This is a genomic window from Acinetobacter sp. 1294243 (assembly GCF_000588015.1).
Lineage (GTDB): Bacteria > Pseudomonadota > Gammaproteobacteria > Pseudomonadales > Moraxellaceae > Acinetobacter > Acinetobacter pittii.
In genome coordinates, this window is the sequence record NZ_JFXG01000004.1 from 175,411 (window position 1) to 190,405 (window position 14,995).

At 39.3% G+C, this 14,995-nt stretch carries 15 protein-coding genes; 8 read left to right on the plus strand and 7 right to left on the minus strand.

The window, feature by feature from the left end; genetic code table 11:
• Positions 1-12 precede the first annotated feature (12 nt).
• Positions 13-780 (minus strand): putative porin, encoded by a 768-nt coding sequence (locus tag J655_RS11535; protein ID WP_019767384.1) that lies wholly within the window; start codon positions 778-780, stop codon positions 13-15.
• Between the two features lie 392 nt (positions 781-1,172).
• On the opposite strand from J655_RS11535, the gene prfB reads away from it, so the two are divergent.
• The 5 genes from prfB (at position 1,173) to J655_RS11560 (ending at position 6,034) form a co-directional block, all read left to right on the plus strand.
• A protein-coding gene (gene prfB, locus J655_RS11540) for a peptide chain release factor 2 (RefSeq protein ID WP_099475557.1) occupies positions 1,173-2,268 on the plus strand; the annotation gives its coding sequence in 2 pieces (ribosomal slippage) (positions 1,173-1,244 and positions 1,246-2,268; 1,095 coding nt in all).
• Positions 2,269-2,489: 221 nt separating this feature from the next.
• A complete protein-coding gene (locus tag J655_RS11545) occupies positions 2,490-2,792 on the plus strand; it encodes an ArsR/SmtB family transcription factor (protein WP_002121891.1) in 303 nt (100 codons plus the stop codon).
• A 28-nt stretch (positions 2,793-2,820) separates the two neighbouring features.
• Positions 2,821-3,879, plus strand: coding sequence for an alkene reductase (locus tag J655_RS11550; RefSeq protein ID WP_032052388.1), 1,059 nt, complete (start codon positions 2,821-2,823; stop codon positions 3,877-3,879).
• 158 nt (positions 3,880-4,037) lie between these two features.
• Positions 4,038-5,330 carry a 3-deoxy-D-manno-octulosonic acid transferase gene (locus J655_RS11555; RefSeq protein WP_032006607.1) on the plus strand — a complete coding sequence of 431 codons (1,293 nt, stop codon included), beginning with the start codon at positions 4,038-4,040 and terminating at the stop codon, positions 5,328-5,330.
• The gene (locus tag J655_RS11560; protein ID WP_005078645.1) at positions 5,327-6,034 is read left to right on the plus strand and encodes a 16S rRNA (uracil(1498)-N(3))-methyltransferase; all 708 of its coding nucleotides are present in this window, start codon (positions 5,327-5,329) and stop codon (positions 6,032-6,034) included. The genes J655_RS11555 and J655_RS11560 overlap by 4 nt, the downstream gene beginning before the upstream one ends.
• Here the strand turns inward: J655_RS11560 and J655_RS11565 are convergent.
• Both J655_RS11565 and J655_RS11570 read right to left on the minus strand, forming a co-directional pair.
• Complete coding sequence (locus tag J655_RS11565) at positions 6,014-6,994, minus strand: mechanosensitive ion channel family protein (RefSeq protein ID WP_005078641.1); 981 nt, start codon at positions 6,992-6,994, stop codon at positions 6,014-6,016. The two genes, J655_RS11560 and J655_RS11565, sit on opposite strands and share 21 nt — an antisense overlap.
• A gap of 113 nt (positions 6,995-7,107) precedes the next feature.
• Positions 7,108-7,683: a DUF805 domain-containing protein gene (locus J655_RS11570; RefSeq protein ID WP_019767387.1), complete on the minus strand. Its 576-nt coding sequence runs from the start codon at positions 7,681-7,683 to the stop codon at positions 7,108-7,110.
• A 294-nt stretch (positions 7,684-7,977) separates the two neighbouring features.
• Here J655_RS11570 and acs point away from each other — a divergent pair, with 294 nt between their 5' ends.
• The gene (acs, locus tag J655_RS11575) at positions 7,978-9,927 is read left to right on the plus strand and encodes an acetate--CoA ligase (RefSeq protein WP_019767388.1); all 1,950 of its coding nucleotides are present in this window, start codon (positions 7,978-7,980) and stop codon (positions 9,925-9,927) included.
• 42 nt (positions 9,928-9,969) lie between these two features.
• On the opposite strand, the gene J655_RS11580 is transcribed toward acs, so the two are convergent.
• Entirely contained in the window at positions 9,970-10,512 is a 543-nt protein-coding gene (locus tag J655_RS11580) for a cysteine hydrolase family protein (protein WP_019767389.1), read from the minus strand.
• A gap of 105 nt (positions 10,513-10,617) precedes the next feature.
• On the opposite strand from J655_RS11580, the gene J655_RS11585 reads away from it, so the two are divergent.
• Entirely contained in the window at positions 10,618-11,031 is a 414-nt protein-coding gene (locus J655_RS11585; protein ID WP_005066843.1) for an Lrp/AsnC family transcriptional regulator, read from the plus strand.
• A 93-nt stretch (positions 11,032-11,124) separates the two neighbouring features.
• Here the strand turns inward: J655_RS11585 and sfnG are convergent, their stop codons facing one another.
• Together sfnG and msuE are read right to left on the minus strand one after the other, a co-directional pair.
• Positions 11,125-12,237 carry a dimethylsulfone monooxygenase SfnG gene (gene sfnG / locus J655_RS11590; protein ID WP_019767390.1) on the minus strand — a complete coding sequence of 371 codons (1,113 nt, stop codon included), beginning with the start codon at positions 12,235-12,237 and terminating at the stop codon, positions 11,125-11,127.
• A 43-nt stretch (positions 12,238-12,280) separates the two neighbouring features.
• Positions 12,281-13,021, minus strand: a complete 741-nt coding sequence (gene msuE / locus J655_RS11595; protein ID WP_032052389.1) for an FMN reductase — start codon at positions 13,019-13,021, stop codon at positions 12,281-12,283.
• A 376-nt stretch (positions 13,022-13,397) separates the two neighbouring features.
• On the opposite strand from msuE, the gene J655_RS11600 reads away from it, so the two are divergent.
• Positions 13,398-14,048 (plus strand): response regulator, encoded by a 651-nt coding sequence (locus tag J655_RS11600; protein WP_032036108.1) that lies wholly within the window; start codon positions 13,398-13,400, stop codon positions 14,046-14,048.
• A 43-nt stretch (positions 14,049-14,091) separates the two neighbouring features.
• Here J655_RS11600 and J655_RS11605 read toward each other — a convergent pair whose 3' ends face one another.
• Entirely contained in the window at positions 14,092-14,859 is a 768-nt protein-coding gene (locus tag J655_RS11605; protein ID WP_032006609.1) for a hypothetical protein, read from the minus strand.
• Positions 14,860-14,995 lie beyond the last annotated feature (136 nt).

A 14,995-nucleotide genomic window follows, 5' to 3' on the forward strand; every position in this document is an offset into this window, starting at 1 on the left:
CTTTAGGATTGATTAGAAGCGGTATGCTGCACGAACACCATAAGTGTTGTCGTTATCACCAAATCCAACACGGCCTTCAACACTTACTTGCTGATTTAAGAATTTTTTAGCATTAATACCAAATTCATCTTTATCAGTTAAGTCGTTGTTGTAGTAATCAGCACCAACACTTAAAGTTTTGTCGATGTAGTAGTCACCACGAACTTTATATTCGTCTAGGTCACCAAACGCACCGAACGCTTCAAGGTTTACGTCATGTTGGCCTACTTGAGTTACGTATTTAGCACGAACTGTTGGATCAGCTCCGTCTTTACCGTCTTTTTCGTCGTAGCCTTTAACACCTAGAGCAAGTAATAAACCTGGAGCTGGTAAATAACCTACTTCAGCTGCATAAGTAGTTACTTTGCTGTCAATATTAGTGTTATCAATTTCACGCTCATTTCGACCTACATCACCGCTAAGGTAGAAATCTGAGTTAGGAACGTAATATTCAACACCTACGCCATACTGAGTATCTTTTGTACCGCTGTTATCGCCATAGTTGATAAGGGCGTTAACGTTACTTGCACGGCTTAAGAAAGCTGCTTCAGCAAGTGGAGCGTTACGAGTTTGAACAGGATTAAAGTAATAAGTCCCGTCAACACCGAATTTACTTACGCTGCTACCGTTGTCTGGATCAAGATAATTGTAAGAACCACCAACTTCAGCTTGGTAAGCGTTTGCTGCGCCACTCACTGCGAGTGCAGATAAAAGAGCTGATGCAATTGCTAGTTTTTTCATGGAATCTCTCCCCTCTAAAAAGCGATTTTATAAATGTTTTGTTACAACTTTTAGTCTAGACGAAAAAGCTTAGTCGTCAATCTTGCGCAAGTAACCGTACTGTAACCGTGTGATATTTATGTAAATCAATTTAATTTAACAAATTGATTTTAAAGTATAAAAACATAATGTTTTATTTTATTAAAATTGAGGATATTTTGTGTAGATCATAAAAAATGCTGTAAAAGTACCCAATTTTGTATGAGGATGTTACCAATTAATCTTAAATTGAACTGAAGAAAATTTATAAATTAAATTGATGAAATATGATGAGAAATACAAAGCGGGTTCGTAGATAACCGCAGCTATGCTAAAATAATTGACTGTTTATCTGCTCTTATGGGAACACTCGCGTGGAAATTAATCCTTATCTAAACCAATTGAAAGACTTAACTGATCGTAGCCAAACACTACGGGGGTATCTTTGACTACGATCTGAAAAAAGAACGTTTAGAAGAAGTTTTACGTGAGTTAGAAGACCCTGCGATCTGGAATGATCAAAGCCGTGCTCAGGCAATGGCGAAAGAAAAAGGTGAACTAGAAAACGTTATTAATGTATTGGATGGCTTATCTACACAGCTTGAAGATGCAAAAGCGATGTTAGATTTGGCTGTAGAAGCCGACGATGAAAGCCTGCTTGAAGATGTTCAGTCTGAGCTTGGGGCTGCCGAAGATGAACTGGCTAAACTTGAATTCCGTCGTATGTTTAGTAACCCAATGGACCCGAATCCTTGCTATGTAGAGATTCAATCAGGTTCAGGTGGTACAGAAGCACAAGATTGGGCGTCTATGCTTTTACGTATGTATATGCGCTGGATTGAACGTCATGGCTTTAAAGCAGAACTTATGGAAGTGTCTGACGGTGACGTAGCAGGTATTAAATCAGCAACGATTCGTGTTGAAGGTGAATATGCCTACGGTTGGTTACGCACAGAGTCAGGTGTACACCGTTTAGTTCGTAAATCACCATTTGACAGTGGCAACCGTCGTCACACTTCATTCTCTGCGGTATTTATTTCACCAGAAGTTGATGACAATATTGAAATTGATATTAACCCTTCTGATGTTCGTACCGATACGTACCGTGCATCTGGTGCAGGTGGTCAGCATATTAACAAAACCGACTCTGCTGTGCGTTTGACTCACATTCCAACAGGTATTGTGGTGGCGTGTCAGAACCAGCGTTCGCAACATGCTAACCGTGACCACGCATGGAAACAGTTACGTGCACGTTTATATGAATTGGAAATGCAAAAACGTAATGAAGCAGCTCAAGCTCTAGAAGACTCGAAGTCTGATATTGGTTGGGGAAGCCAAATTCGTTCATATGTATTAGATGATTCTCGTATTAAAGATTTACGTACGGGTGTTGAAAACTCTAATACAGGTGCTGTTCTTGATGGTGACCTTGATCGTTTTATCGAAGCGAGTTTAAAACAAGGTTTATAAGAGTCTGCTGAACTTTTAGTTTAAATACAGTTCATCTATGAATATTTAGAACTCTTGGATTTTTAGCGATTAAAACGGCAAAGCAGTTCAGTCTTCGAATGTTAATCGAAAAAATGCGATATGAATATCGAAAAAAATAGATATGAATATCGAAAAAATGCGATATTATGTTTTCGAAATGCTGAACAAAGCTTTGTTCGTTTAAAAGACGTGTTGAGCCTATGGATATTGATGCAATTAGCAAAGCCCTTTCCAACCCTCTACGTCGGCAAATTTTGCAATGGTTAAAAGAACCTGCACATTATTTACCGGTGGAAGAATGTGGTGGTAGTTTTGAGAAGGGTGTTTGTGCAGGTCATATTGAACGTTTGGGTAAAGTAGCTCAGTCTACAATGTCCAATCATTTGTCTGTGTTACAACAGGCGGGGCTTATTCAGGTCCAAAAATATGGTCAATGGTCTTATTTTTCACGTAACGAAGCTTTGATTCAGCAATATATCGAACATTTAAAACAAACACTTTAAATTATTAAAAGTGTAAGTCGAGGCGATTATGGCTGAACTCAATACTCCTTTAACGGTTGGTGATTTTGAAATCAAAAATCGATTGGTAATGGCTCCATTAACGCGTGCGCGTAGTGGTGAAAGCCGAGTGCCTAATGATTTAATGGTTGAATACTATCAACAACGTGCAAATGCTGGTCTAATTTTGACCGAAGCAACAGTAATTGGTTCAAAAACTGTGGGTTACGCAGACACCCCAGGATTATGGTCACAAGAGCAGGCACAAGCTTGGAATAAAATTATTGAGGCAGTTCATGCTCAAGGTTCAAAAATTGTAGCTCAACTTTGGCATGTAGGCCGTATTTCGCATCCTGAACTTTTAGATGGTGATATTCCTGTTGCACCAAGTGCAATTCAACCTGCGGGTGAAGTGAGTTTATTACGTCCTAAACGTCCCTATGTAACACCGCGTGCACTTTCAATTGAAGAGATTCAAGAAGTTATTGCTCAATACAAACATTCAGCAGAACTGGCTAAAGCAGCAGGTTTTGATGGTGTTGAATTACACGCAGCGAACGGTTACTTAATTGACCAGTTCCTTCAAAGTAATACCAACCAACGTGATGATGAATACGGTGGTCCTGTTGAAAATCGCGCACGTTTATTATTAGAAGTCGTTGATGCATTTATTGAAGTGTGGGGCGCAGGCCGAGTAGGTGTTCATATTGCACCGCGTGGTGATTCACACGATATGGGAGATGAAAACCCATTAGCAACTTTTTGTTATGTAGTGGAACAGCTTAATCAACGTAATGTTGCTTTCATTTTCTCTCGTGAATATGAAGCTGCTGATAGTATTAGCCCTAAACTTCGCGAAAAATTTAATGGTGTATGGATTGCCAATGAGAATCTAACACCAGAGTCAGCAAAACGTATCTTGCGTGAAGGTCAGGCAGATGCTGTATCTTTTGGTAAGGCATATATTGCTAACCCAGATCTTTTACAGCGTTTAGAGCAAGATTTGCCACTAAACGAACTTCAAGCAACGACTTTATATGCGAAAGGTGCTGAAGGTTATACAGACTATCCAACACTAGAAGCTTCATAAGGTTCTTTGAAATGATGTTTTGCTGACTTCGTCCATTTCTGAATTCAGTAAATCGCTTTTCTTGTAATGGTAGAGTTTAGGTATCGAAACTCTGCCATTTTTTCTATCTATGTTATATTTTCCCCAGTTTTAAACTTTGACTATTTGAGGCAAACCGCTTGGCGACCCCATTTTGGTACAACACCGCACTCCATTTATTAAAACCTTTTTACCACTGGCGTATAAAAAAACGTGCAGAAAGCCAGGAATTATATAATCAGGAATGTCTTGAAAGATTTGGGCCGTTTGAATCTCCGAAAAATGTGAGAGCAATTTGGTTCCATGCTGTTTCGGTTGGAGAAACCAATGCTGCGCAGCCTTTAATCGAGCATTATCTTAAACTCGGTCAGCCTGTGTTAGTTACTAATACGACTAAAACTGGGCAAGCGCGTGCCAAATCATTATTTTTAAAAGCGCCGTATTTAGATTTATTTCAAGCAGTTTATTTGCCTGTTGATCAAAAACATCTGTTAAAACAATTTTTTGAGTTGTACCAGCCAAAACTTTTAGCATTGGTTGAAACTGAACTTTGGCCAAATTTAATTGATCAAGCCAAGCTACAACAGGTTCCTTGTTTATTATTAAATGCGCGATTATCAGAAAAATCAGCTAAAGGTTATAGCCGTGTTTCAGGTCTAACAGCAGGAATGCTGAAACAAATTGATTGGGTGCTGGCACAAGATAATGCGACTCGACAACGTTATGTAGAACTTGGTTTAGATCAACAAAAAAGTCAGGTGGTTGGAAATATTAAATTTGATATTCACGCACCAGAAGCATTTATAAATCAGGCAGCAAAGCTATACCAGCTATGGTATTTGGGCCAACGAAAAGTACTGACAATTGCCAGTACACATGCACCCGAAGAACTACAAATTTTGCAAGCACTTCAGCCTTATCTAAGGTCAGATCCAGAGTTAGTTTGTATTGTCGTACCTCGACATCCTGAACGTTTCGACGAAGTCTTTGAAATTTGCCAAAACCTAGATTTAATTACTCATCGTAGAAGCTTGAACCAAAGTATTCATACGAGTACACAGGTTTATCTAGCCGATAGTATGGGGGAGCTTTGGTTATGGTACGCCCTAAGTCAGGTGTGTTTTGTAGGTGGATCACTTAATGAACCGGGCGGTGGGCATAATATTTTGGAGCCTATGGTTTTAAATGTACCGACCGTAATTGGACCTCGTTACTTTAATTTCCAAACCATTGTTGATGAATTTATTGATGAAAATGGGGTGCTCATTGCTCAAGACGCTGAGCAAGTTGTAGCAATCTGGATGGCATGTTTAGCCGAGCCTGAAGAAGCAAAGCAGGTGGTAGAGCAGGCGCATAAAGTCTTACAACGTAACCAAGGTTCATTACAAAAGCATATTGGTGTAATTAACCGGTATTTGGCCGAAAAACCATGAATATCGTTTTACTAGAACCTGACGATGTTCAGTCAGATTTATGGTTAATCCGTTCAAAACGCCAATTGCAGCATTTACGTGAACATCTTGATATTACGGTGGGCCAAAATCTAAAAGTTGGTGTTCGTAATGGTGCACGCTATACCACTGAAATTGTTTCGATGAATGAGCAAGAAGTTTGTATACGGCCTATCACTGAAGAAGTTGTACCTGCAAAACTTCCAGTACATTTAATCGTAGCGTTACCAAGGCCCAAAGTTTTACGCCGTTTAATTATGGATAGTGTGACTCTAGGTGTTGAAAGAATTAGTTTGATTCATAGTTCTCGTGTAGATAAAAGCTATTGGCAAACTCCATTTTTGCAACAACTTGATAACTATGTGACTTTAGGGCTTGAGCAAGCAGGCGACACCATTGTTCCTGAAATTCAATTATATAAACGCTTTAAACCTTTTGTTGAAGATGTTTTACCAAACTTAATTTCAAAGGAAAGTCCCGCCTATGTGGCTCATCCGTATGCCGAGCAGAGCATGCCAGTTAATATTCCGCATGCGTGCAGTGTAGTCGTTGGACCCGAAGGCGGCTTTATTCCCTATGAAGTTGATTTGCTCACAAAAAACGGCTGCCAAGCTGTGAGCTTAGGCAACCGTATTTTAAGAACTGAAACGTCTATTTCTTATATTTTAGGTCGTCTCTTTAGTTGATGTTTCTGGGTTTAAAAGTGGCTGATTTGAAGCCATTTTTAATTCCTGAATTGGGTAAGGAATATTAATACCGTTCTCATTGAAAGCTTGTTTTACTTGAGCTTGAATTGTACTTGTAGATGAGGACATATCAGTTTCAGTAGTATCAACCCACCAACGTACAGTCAGGTTAACCGAGAAATCTGCTAAAGCTGTAACGTTAACCGAGAAAGCTGGCTGACTGAGTACATTTCGGTCATTATTAAGAATATCTAAAATAATCTGTTTAGCTTTTTGTTCATCGTCATCATATCCAATGCCGACTACAAACTCACAACGTCGTTGTTGATAGGCAGTATTTACAGTTAAAGCACTCGTATAAACAGTGGCATTTGGAATAACAATACGACGGCCATCTGGCGAGCGTAAGAATGTTGCACGAATTTGGATATCTTCAACAGTTCCTTCAAGTGAATTGACCACGATTGAATCGCCAATACGGAACGGTTCGCTCAATAAAATCAAAATACCTGAAAGCAAGTTTTGGAAAATATCTTTAAATGCGAAACCAATCGCGACCGAACCGATTCCTAACGCGCTCATGAGTTGCCCTGGGGTAAAACCTGGGATCATGATGACGAGTGCAATTAAGAATCCAAAAAATAAAATGGTCGTACTTCCTACCCGGTTTAGAACCAACACTAGGTTTTGGCGCGTATAAGAACGATTTTCTAAGGTTTTACGAACAAAGAACTTAAATAATTTGGTGAGTAGCCAAAAAATAATAAAAACGATAATCGCAATACAAATATAAGGCACACGTTCCCAGAAGCTATCCACGATTTTATCAATGGTGGTATAGGCATCATGATACTTTTCGGTATGGGCTAAAACCGTTTGAGTGGTTTTAGTACCTGCTTCTTGCAAAAGTTCGCCTGTATTTTTTGCAACATCCGTTAAGGATTTTTGTTCATCAGCCACAACAAGTCTCTATTTTAAAAAATTATGAAAGCGATGATCGGCCTTCATTATAGTAGGAGATAAAATGTGCGCCTACTATAATGAGTTCATCTGAATAATAAAGTGTTTTTTAATTAAAAGTATTCCGTTCCTTTTTGTAAGATTTGTGACGGGGTTTGAATAGTATCGGTACCAGAGAAGTAGTAAAAAAAGCCTGCGGTAGAAATAAGGCTAATTAAAATAGCGAATAAAATAAACCAAGCCATTAACTTTTCTATGAACGTTGATGGTCGAGAAGGACCATATTGATTTGGCCCTGCCGTACCTGAGGCAAGCAGTAAATAAATCATAAAAAAGAACTGAACAACTGGAATGAATAGTAGTAATCCCATCCAACCACTTTTATTTAGATCATGCAAACGTCGCACGACGAGAACAATATTTAAATAAATCAGGAATAGCCAAAAAGCCCATACCACCAAAGCACTGAGGCCAGAAAGAGAGCTATAAAACTCAAAATTAAATAAATTACTTGAAAGCTGAAAACTTCCAAGAAAGGAGGCCAGAATAAAATAACCCACGATTGTGACTAAATAAATCAGTCCATATCCACCTAAATAACTCATACGGTTAAAACGGCCGTGAATTGAAAAAGGGCTATCTTTTAAAGGCAGCTGTGGTGGGCGTGAGGAGCTTGTTTGGGCAAACATATTATTTTATTCCTAGGTTGCATATGAGAGACAAAATAATCTTTGTTGATGATCAAAACCATCAAATATTGAAAAAATTATAAAAGTAAAAGCTATAGACAAATGTTTTAAATCAACTTAATTTTATAAAAATGTTCATAATTTCGTATGCTTGAGTAAGTGATTAATATATGACCAAAGTCGCATTGTCTAGGCTTTGAAAGAGTCATCATACTGCAAAGGCATGCAAATAAGATCCAGTAAAATAATAGCCACAGTCTCGAGATGGGATGCACAAGATCAAGGAAGTTGCGTATGAATGAGATCTATCCAGTACCAGAGGAATTTAAAAAAACAGCTCGTACTGTTGAAGCAGACTACTTTAAACGTTATCAACACTCTATCGAGAACCCAGATGAATTCTGGGCAGAGCAAGCTAAAATTGTCGATTGGATAAAGCCATTTACCCAAGTTAAAAATACCAGTTTTGACAAAGACAATTTCAAAATTGAATGGTTTGCTGATGGCGAGTTGAACGTGTCGGCAAACTGCCTAGACAGGCATCTTAAAGAACATCCACATAAACCTGCAATTATTTGGGAAGGGGACCATCCTTCTCGTCATAAAATCGTTTCTTATAAAGAATTACATGATGAAGTCTGCCGTTTTGCCAACGTTTTAAAGAAATATGGCATTGGTAAAGGTGACCGCGTTGTACTGTATATGCCAATGGTGACAGAAGCCGCAATTGCCATGTTAGCTTGTGCCCGTATTGGTGCTGTTCACTGTGTGGTATTTGGTGGGTTCTCGCCAGATTCTTTAGCAAGTCGTATTGAAGACAGCCAAGCTAAACTGGTGATTACCGCAGACTCAAGTCTACGTGCCGGAAAACTATTACCGCTCAAAGAAAATGTTGATTTGGCTTTAGCATTGCCGGGTACTGAGTGTGTTGAAAATGTGATTGTGGTTTACCGTAATGCAAACCCGATTGAAATGAAGCCTGGTCGTGATTTGTGGTATCACCTCATTATTATGGAAGTTGATGCAAACTGTCCTCCAGAGCCGATGAAGGCAGAAGATCCATTATTTATTCTTTATACTTCGGGCTCGACAGGTAAACCTAAAGGGGTGTTGCATACCACGGGCGGTTACTTAGTTTATGTAACCAGTACCTTTAAAGAGGTATTTGATTTAAAACAAGATGATGTGTATTGGTGTACAGCCGATATCGGTTGGATTACAGGGCATAGTTATCTGATTTATGGTCCACTGGCAAATGGTACGACGACCCTAATGTTTGAGGGTGTGCCTCAATATCCAACATGGGCACGTCTTGGTCATGTGGTCGATAAACATAAAGTCTCTATTTTATATACAGCGCCAACCGCGATTCGTGCCATGATGCGAGAAGGTGATTCGTTTGTACGTGAAAGTAATCGTAGCAGTTTGCGTTTACTTGGTTCGGTTGGTGAGCCAATTAACCCAGAAGCTTGGAACTGGTACTACAACGTTGTTGGTGAAGGCCGCTGCCCGATCGTTGATACATGGTGGCAAACCGAAACAGGCGGTATTTTGATTGCGCCATTGCCAGGTGCAACAGCATTAAAACCGGGTTCGGCAACACGTCCGTTATTTGGTATTCAACCAGCCATTGTAGATGGTGAAGGCAATGAACTCGAAGGTGCAGTTGAAGGTAACCTTGTGATTAAAGATTCATGGCCAGGCCAGATGCGTACTATTTGGGGTGATCCAGACCGCTTTATTGAGGCTTATTTCTCGACCTTTAAAAATACTTATTTTACGGGTGATGGTGCTCGCCGTGATGAAGATGGCTATTACTGGATCACAGGCCGTGTTGATGATGTCTTAAACGTTTCAGGCCACCGTTTAGGTACTGCTGAAATTGAAAGTGCTCTTGTTTCGCATGAATCAGTAGCAGAAGCAGCTGTAGTTGGTATGCCGCATGATATTAAAGGGCAAGGTATTTGTACTTTCGTGACCTTACAAGCGGGCGTTCCAGAGTCGGAAGAGCTGCGTAAAGAGTTAATCAACTGGGTACGTAAAGTGCTTGGACCTGTAGCTTCACCAGATGCATTACACTGGGCACCAGCATTACCTAAAACGCGTTCGGGTAAAATCATGCGCCGTATTTTAAGAAAAATTGCAGCGAATGAATTAGATAGTTTGGGTGACACTTCAACCTTGGCCGAGCCTGCTGTGGTTGATCAGTTAATTGCAACGGTTTATCCTGATAAGCAAAATTAATTTTAACAAAGCCCCATCTGGGGCTTTTTTATTGAACCTTATTTAAGATTTCGCTAAAAAATCGGCAGTATTTTGTACATTTGCAAACGTACTCAGCGCAGTTAAAAAAGCAGTTTGTACGTCTTCAGCTTTTACAGTTTTTCCAGCATGGCTTAAATCGCGAGTTGCGGTTGCATCTGCAATTAAGATGGGTTGATAGCCAAGTTCTTTGGCTGCACGAGTCCCTGAATCAATACACATATGCGTCATCATGCCTGCAATAATAAGTTGCTCAATTTTATGTTCTTTTAAAAGCTCATTTAAATTGGTTTCTAAAAAACTGTTTGGATAATGCTTTGTCACGATTAATGAATCACTGACAGCACTAAGTTCAGGATGAAGTAAAACCCCATCTGTATTTTCTTGGAAGAAACTCGCTTGTGGTGGATTAATATGTTGTACATAAATAATTGGCAAGTTTTTCTCGTTAAAATATTGTTCGAGCTGCTTTATTTTGTCTAGAGCTTGATCTGGCCTAACCAATTCCATTTTGCCATTTTTAAAATAATCATTTTGAACATCGATAACTAATAGTGCTTGTTTCATGAGATTACTCTTGTTGATATGAGATAAAACAAGATTATTCTCTGCTTGAAAAATCGGCTATAGTCAGATGAAAGCATTACCGCCAGTTTTCTTTCGCCATGAAAAATGAATATTGAATTAGACCCGATTGATCTAAAAATTATTGCATTGCTTAAACAAGATTCTCGTCTGACAAATAAAGAAATTGGACAGCGCGTCCATCGAACAGGGCAGGCGGTGGGCGCTCGAATTGCTCAGTTGATGGATGCTGGTGTTATCAAAAACTACACCATTGCCGTTCAATATTCGCATAAACAATTTATTCATTTGCATTTAAATGAACAACGCGCATTTGAAGAAATTGAAAATTTGGTTAAGCAATATGAACAAATCGATGAATGTTTTAAAGTCATGGGTAATGCTTGCTATATGATTGTCAGCCATTTTGAACCCGCTGCCTTAAATGAATTTATCGAAAAACTTTCAAAATGGTGCCGTTACTCGGTTGAAACAGTGATTCGAGAAGTCGAAAAATCTTAAAAAATAAAGGCTCAAAGCCGAGTCTTGGAGCCAATAAATTCTTTATTTTTAATTTATTGTTTTTATTATCTTGCGCTGTTTTAACTGGGTTTTTTAGGCTGATTTAGCTTGGATTTCTACCTCCTTTTCCTGTTGAAGTTCTAACTGACGAACGAGCGGCAGAACTTTTTCTCCGAAATATTCCACCTCTTCAATAAAGTGTAAAAATCCGGAAAGAATCAAATCAACACCTACATTTTTGAGTGCCACAATACGCTCTGCAATTTGCTGCGGCGTACCAATTAAATTGGTTTTAAAGCCATCGTTGTATTGCACTAGATCTTCAAAACTTGATTTTGCCCAGTTACCTTGTTGCTCTGGTGAAGCAGCACCTGCTTCACGTGTCGCATCTCCAAATGCATTTACCGCTTCAGTGTTGGCTTTATCAATAATCTCTTGAAGTACCGCTTTTGCTTCTTCTTCGGTATCTCTGGCAATGATGAACGCATTTACCCCAATTTTGACATGGTGATTATTGGCTTTTGCTTTAGTGCGAATATCTTCTACCTGTTTTTGAATTTCTTCTACCGTATTACCGTTAGTGAAATACCAGTCAGACACGCGAGAAGCCATGTCACGAGCAGCACGTGAGCTACCGCCTTGAAAAACTTCGATATAAGGCTTTTGCAAAGGTTTTGGTTTAAGCGTGTAGTTTTGGAACTGGTAATATTTACCATCGAAACTATAGTTATCGGTGGTCCAGATTCCTTTTAGAGTGCGAATAAACTCTTCGGAGCGAACATAACGTTCATCATGCTCAGGCCACTCTTCACCAATGGCATCAAACTCGCCTCTGAACCAGCCACTCACCACATTAATCGCGATACGGCCTTCGGTTAGATAATCAATCGTTGCAAGTTGTTTTGCCGCCAACGCTGGTTTCCAGGGGCCGGGGAGAATCGCCGCAATGACTTTCAGTTTTTCAGTTTTTGCTAGTAATGCATGACTGAAACTTACCGATTCATGTTGGTTTTCTGCCCCGTACCCCGCCGTAAAACGAATTTGGGTGAGCGCATATTCAAAACCATTGTTTTCGGCAGCCTGTGCAAGTCGAACATTGTAGTCATAACTCCAGTCTGTACGCTGTTCGATATTACTCACTACAAGGCCACCGCTTACGTTTGGTACCCAATAAGCAAATTTAATTGGTTGTTGTAATTGCGTCATGGTTTGCTCCCCCAATTCGTATTTTTATTTAGCGATATTGCACTTAGGCAACATGCGTTGTTAATAATTTGCCAGACTTGTGGTGCAAACGAGATTCTGCCGCATCAAGGTCTGGTACCGCCGCTGAAGGTAATACTTCTTCTTGCTCAATTTGCTTGTTAATACCAAGCTCTTGATTTGCTTGCTGAGATTTAGGTTTAACTACTTCAGCACGTTTACCCTTCGCTGGCGCCCATTCTAAAATTGGCAATGCACGTGCCACTGCTAACGTAATCCGGTCTGATAATTGCTCACTTTTCACCGTATATTCCGGAGTAAAGTCACGATCTGTCGCATATACGCCAATTGGTAAAGTTTGTGCTTGGAAGAAACTGAACAATGGGCGAAGTTGATGTTCAAGTACCAGTGCATGACGATCACTACCGCCCGATGCTGCTAAAAGTACAGGCACATCGACTAAAGCAGTCTGTTCAACAAAATCGAAGAAATGTTTGAAAAGACCTGTAAAAGAAGCACGGTAAACGGGTGTACCTACAATTAAAGCATCTGCTGCTTCAACTGCGGCAAGGTCATCTTGTACGCGCTGTGGAAGTTGATTGCGATAAAATGCGCCGCCTAATAGAGGCCCGATTTCGCTTAATTTAATAAAGTGAACTTTAATATCGATTGCTTCTGATAATTCATCAAGAATGGCTTGAACCAGACTTTCCGTTTTAGATGGGGGATTTAATCCACCAGAAACAGCAACGATATTTAAAGGTTTTGGTGATGTGATACCAGTCATAATTTGGTTCCTAAGCCTAAAATAAGAGATTGGACTTATTAATCAACAACGACGGTAAACTGTAAAATAACGAAATTGGTCAACCTTATCAGTTTTAAATATAAAAGGTAAATAGTGGATTTTTACACTTTGTTTTTCTATTAAGTTGCTGTTTTTATTTTATATAATTATAGGTGATATATTTTTTATAATAAAAAGGAAGCTTATATAAAAAACAGATTAATTTTGATTAAAAGTTAAAAAACATCTGAAAATCTTGGCTAAGTTCTGCATTTATCAACATTTTGCATAAAAATGGATAAGATGAACGTATCTTTCATCTAAATAGTAGGGTTACAATAGGCCATACTTATGCTCAAGATTACTTTAATCGCTTATGAATATTTTAATCGTTGATGATCATCCTTTGTTTCGTCATGCTTTAATTCAAGCAGTACGTTATAGCCTGCCACAGGCACAAATTCATGAAACAGCCTCGGTTGATGAGTTTTATGAGCGTTTGGAAAATGGGGCAGAACCTGATCTAGTATTACTCGATTTAAATTTACCGGGTGCTTCAGGCTTTTCGGCTCTGGTTTATGTAAGAGCACAGTATCCATCTATTCCGATTATTGTGGTTTCTGCACATGAAGAAACTTCAATCATTCAGCGTGCAATCGCTCATGGTGCGATGGGTTATATTCCTAAGTCGGCTCATCCAAGTCATATTGGCGAAGCGATTCGTCAAGTCTTAGAGGGTGATATCTGGTTGCCACCGAACTTGCCATCTAATCTTAACCTTGACCCGAGAGCAGCAGATGAAACTGCTTTAGCTGAACGTATTCAATCATTAACACCTCAGCAATTCCGTGTGTTGATGATGGTTGCGGAGGGTTTGTTAAATAAACAAATCGCATATGAGCTTGATGTTTCAGAAGCAACGATTAAAGCTCACGTAACGGCTATCTTTAGAAAATTAGGTGTGCAAAACCGTACAAAAGCCGTATTGGCCATTAGCGCACTCAATATTGAAGATAAAAAAATCTAAAAAGAAAAAAGACCTCGATTGAGGTCTTTTTTATGTGTACCACTTATGCAAGGCAATCTTGCTTTGGTGTTAGGCTGTCGCAGTACAATGGGTTAAGCGCGCATTGCAAATCATCAATTTGTTCTTGAGTCACATAGCCTTTCATTTTTAAATATTCAGCCACGCGGTCATCGCGTAGGCTTAAGAAGGCTGCATCATAAACGCCTAAATCAACAAACAAAGCAGCTGTTTCTAGACTGTTGAAGCGATCAAGAAAAATATCATTGCCATACATCAAGAAGATATGGTCGAGTTTTGCTTTTTCATCAACATGTAGTCGTTCAGCAAGTTGATCGGGGTGCGTTTTAATAAAGAGTAAATCCGATAATTCATCAAATTGAGTCATATCTAACTGATTCTCGCCGAGTTTGACATGACCAAGCCAAGCTTTGAAAACGAGTACAGCACCGCCACGGAGTAGCATGCTCCAGATTTGATGACGTGTGTCATGGTCAAGATTTTCACTTTCAGCGCTAAGAACTTTTAAGAAATTTTCTTCTTGTTGTGCCAATTTATCAAATAAACCTAAACCTTGCGGATGATAAGCCGCAGGTGCAAATACATCAAAATTTAGGTCGTGAAATACATTAAGTGCGAGGGGGACGGCGCACTGATAAATTGTATTTAACGCTTTAATGTTTGCTTCATTGAGCTTGCTGTGAGGGAAAATACTTTGCCAATCTAATTCAGGAAGTAAAGCATTGGCACTGTATTGACGATAAAACTGTTGAGACGAAAGTTGGCCTTGTGGGCTGTTATCAGAAATATTCATGGCAATTGTCCTTTGCATTAATTCGTGAGCAGGGGTGCTTAATATGGAAATGGGTTATAAAAATAGCTGTACATAGAATAAATTGGTTTTGAATATTTATGTGTCATGAAGAATGCAAGTAGAATACGACTAAAGT

Bases quoted from the DNA above. Each gene is read 5' to 3' on its own strand.
- acs (WP_019767388.1), top strand. From the start codon at position 7,978: ATGAATGAGATCTATCCAGTACCAGAGGAATTTAAAAAAACAGCTCGT.
- J655_RS11570 (WP_019767387.1), bottom strand. From the start codon at position 7,683: ATGTTTGCCCAAACAAGCTCCTCACGCCCACCACAGCTGCCTTTAAAA.
- J655_RS11600 (WP_032036108.1), top strand. From the start codon at position 13,398: ATGAATATTTTAATCGTTGATGATCATCCTTTGTTTCGTCATGCTTTA.
- J655_RS11535 (WP_019767384.1), bottom strand. From the start codon at position 780: ATGAAAAAACTAGCAATTGCATCAGCTCTTTTATCTGCACTCGCAGTG.
- J655_RS11560 (WP_005078645.1), top strand. From the start codon at position 5,327: ATGAATATCGTTTTACTAGAACCTGACGATGTTCAGTCAGATTTATGG.
- J655_RS11605 (WP_032006609.1), bottom strand. From the start codon at position 14,859: ATGAATATTTCTGATAACAGCCCACAAGGCCAACTTTCGTCTCAACAG.
- J655_RS11580 (WP_019767389.1), bottom strand. From the start codon at position 10,512: ATGAAACAAGCACTATTAGTTATCGATGTTCAAAATGATTATTTTAAA.
- msuE (WP_032052389.1), bottom strand. From the start codon at position 13,021: ATGACTGGTATCACATCACCAAAACCTTTAAATATCGTTGCTGTTTCT.
- sfnG (WP_019767390.1), bottom strand. From the start codon at position 12,237: ATGACGCAATTACAACAACCAATTAAATTTGCTTATTGGGTACCAAAC.
- J655_RS11545 (WP_002121891.1), top strand. From the start codon at position 2,490: ATGGATATTGATGCAATTAGCAAAGCCCTTTCCAACCCTCTACGTCGG.
- J655_RS11585 (WP_005066843.1), top strand. From the start codon at position 10,618: ATGAATATTGAATTAGACCCGATTGATCTAAAAATTATTGCATTGCTT.
- J655_RS11550 (WP_032052388.1), top strand. From the start codon at position 2,821: ATGGCTGAACTCAATACTCCTTTAACGGTTGGTGATTTTGAAATCAAA.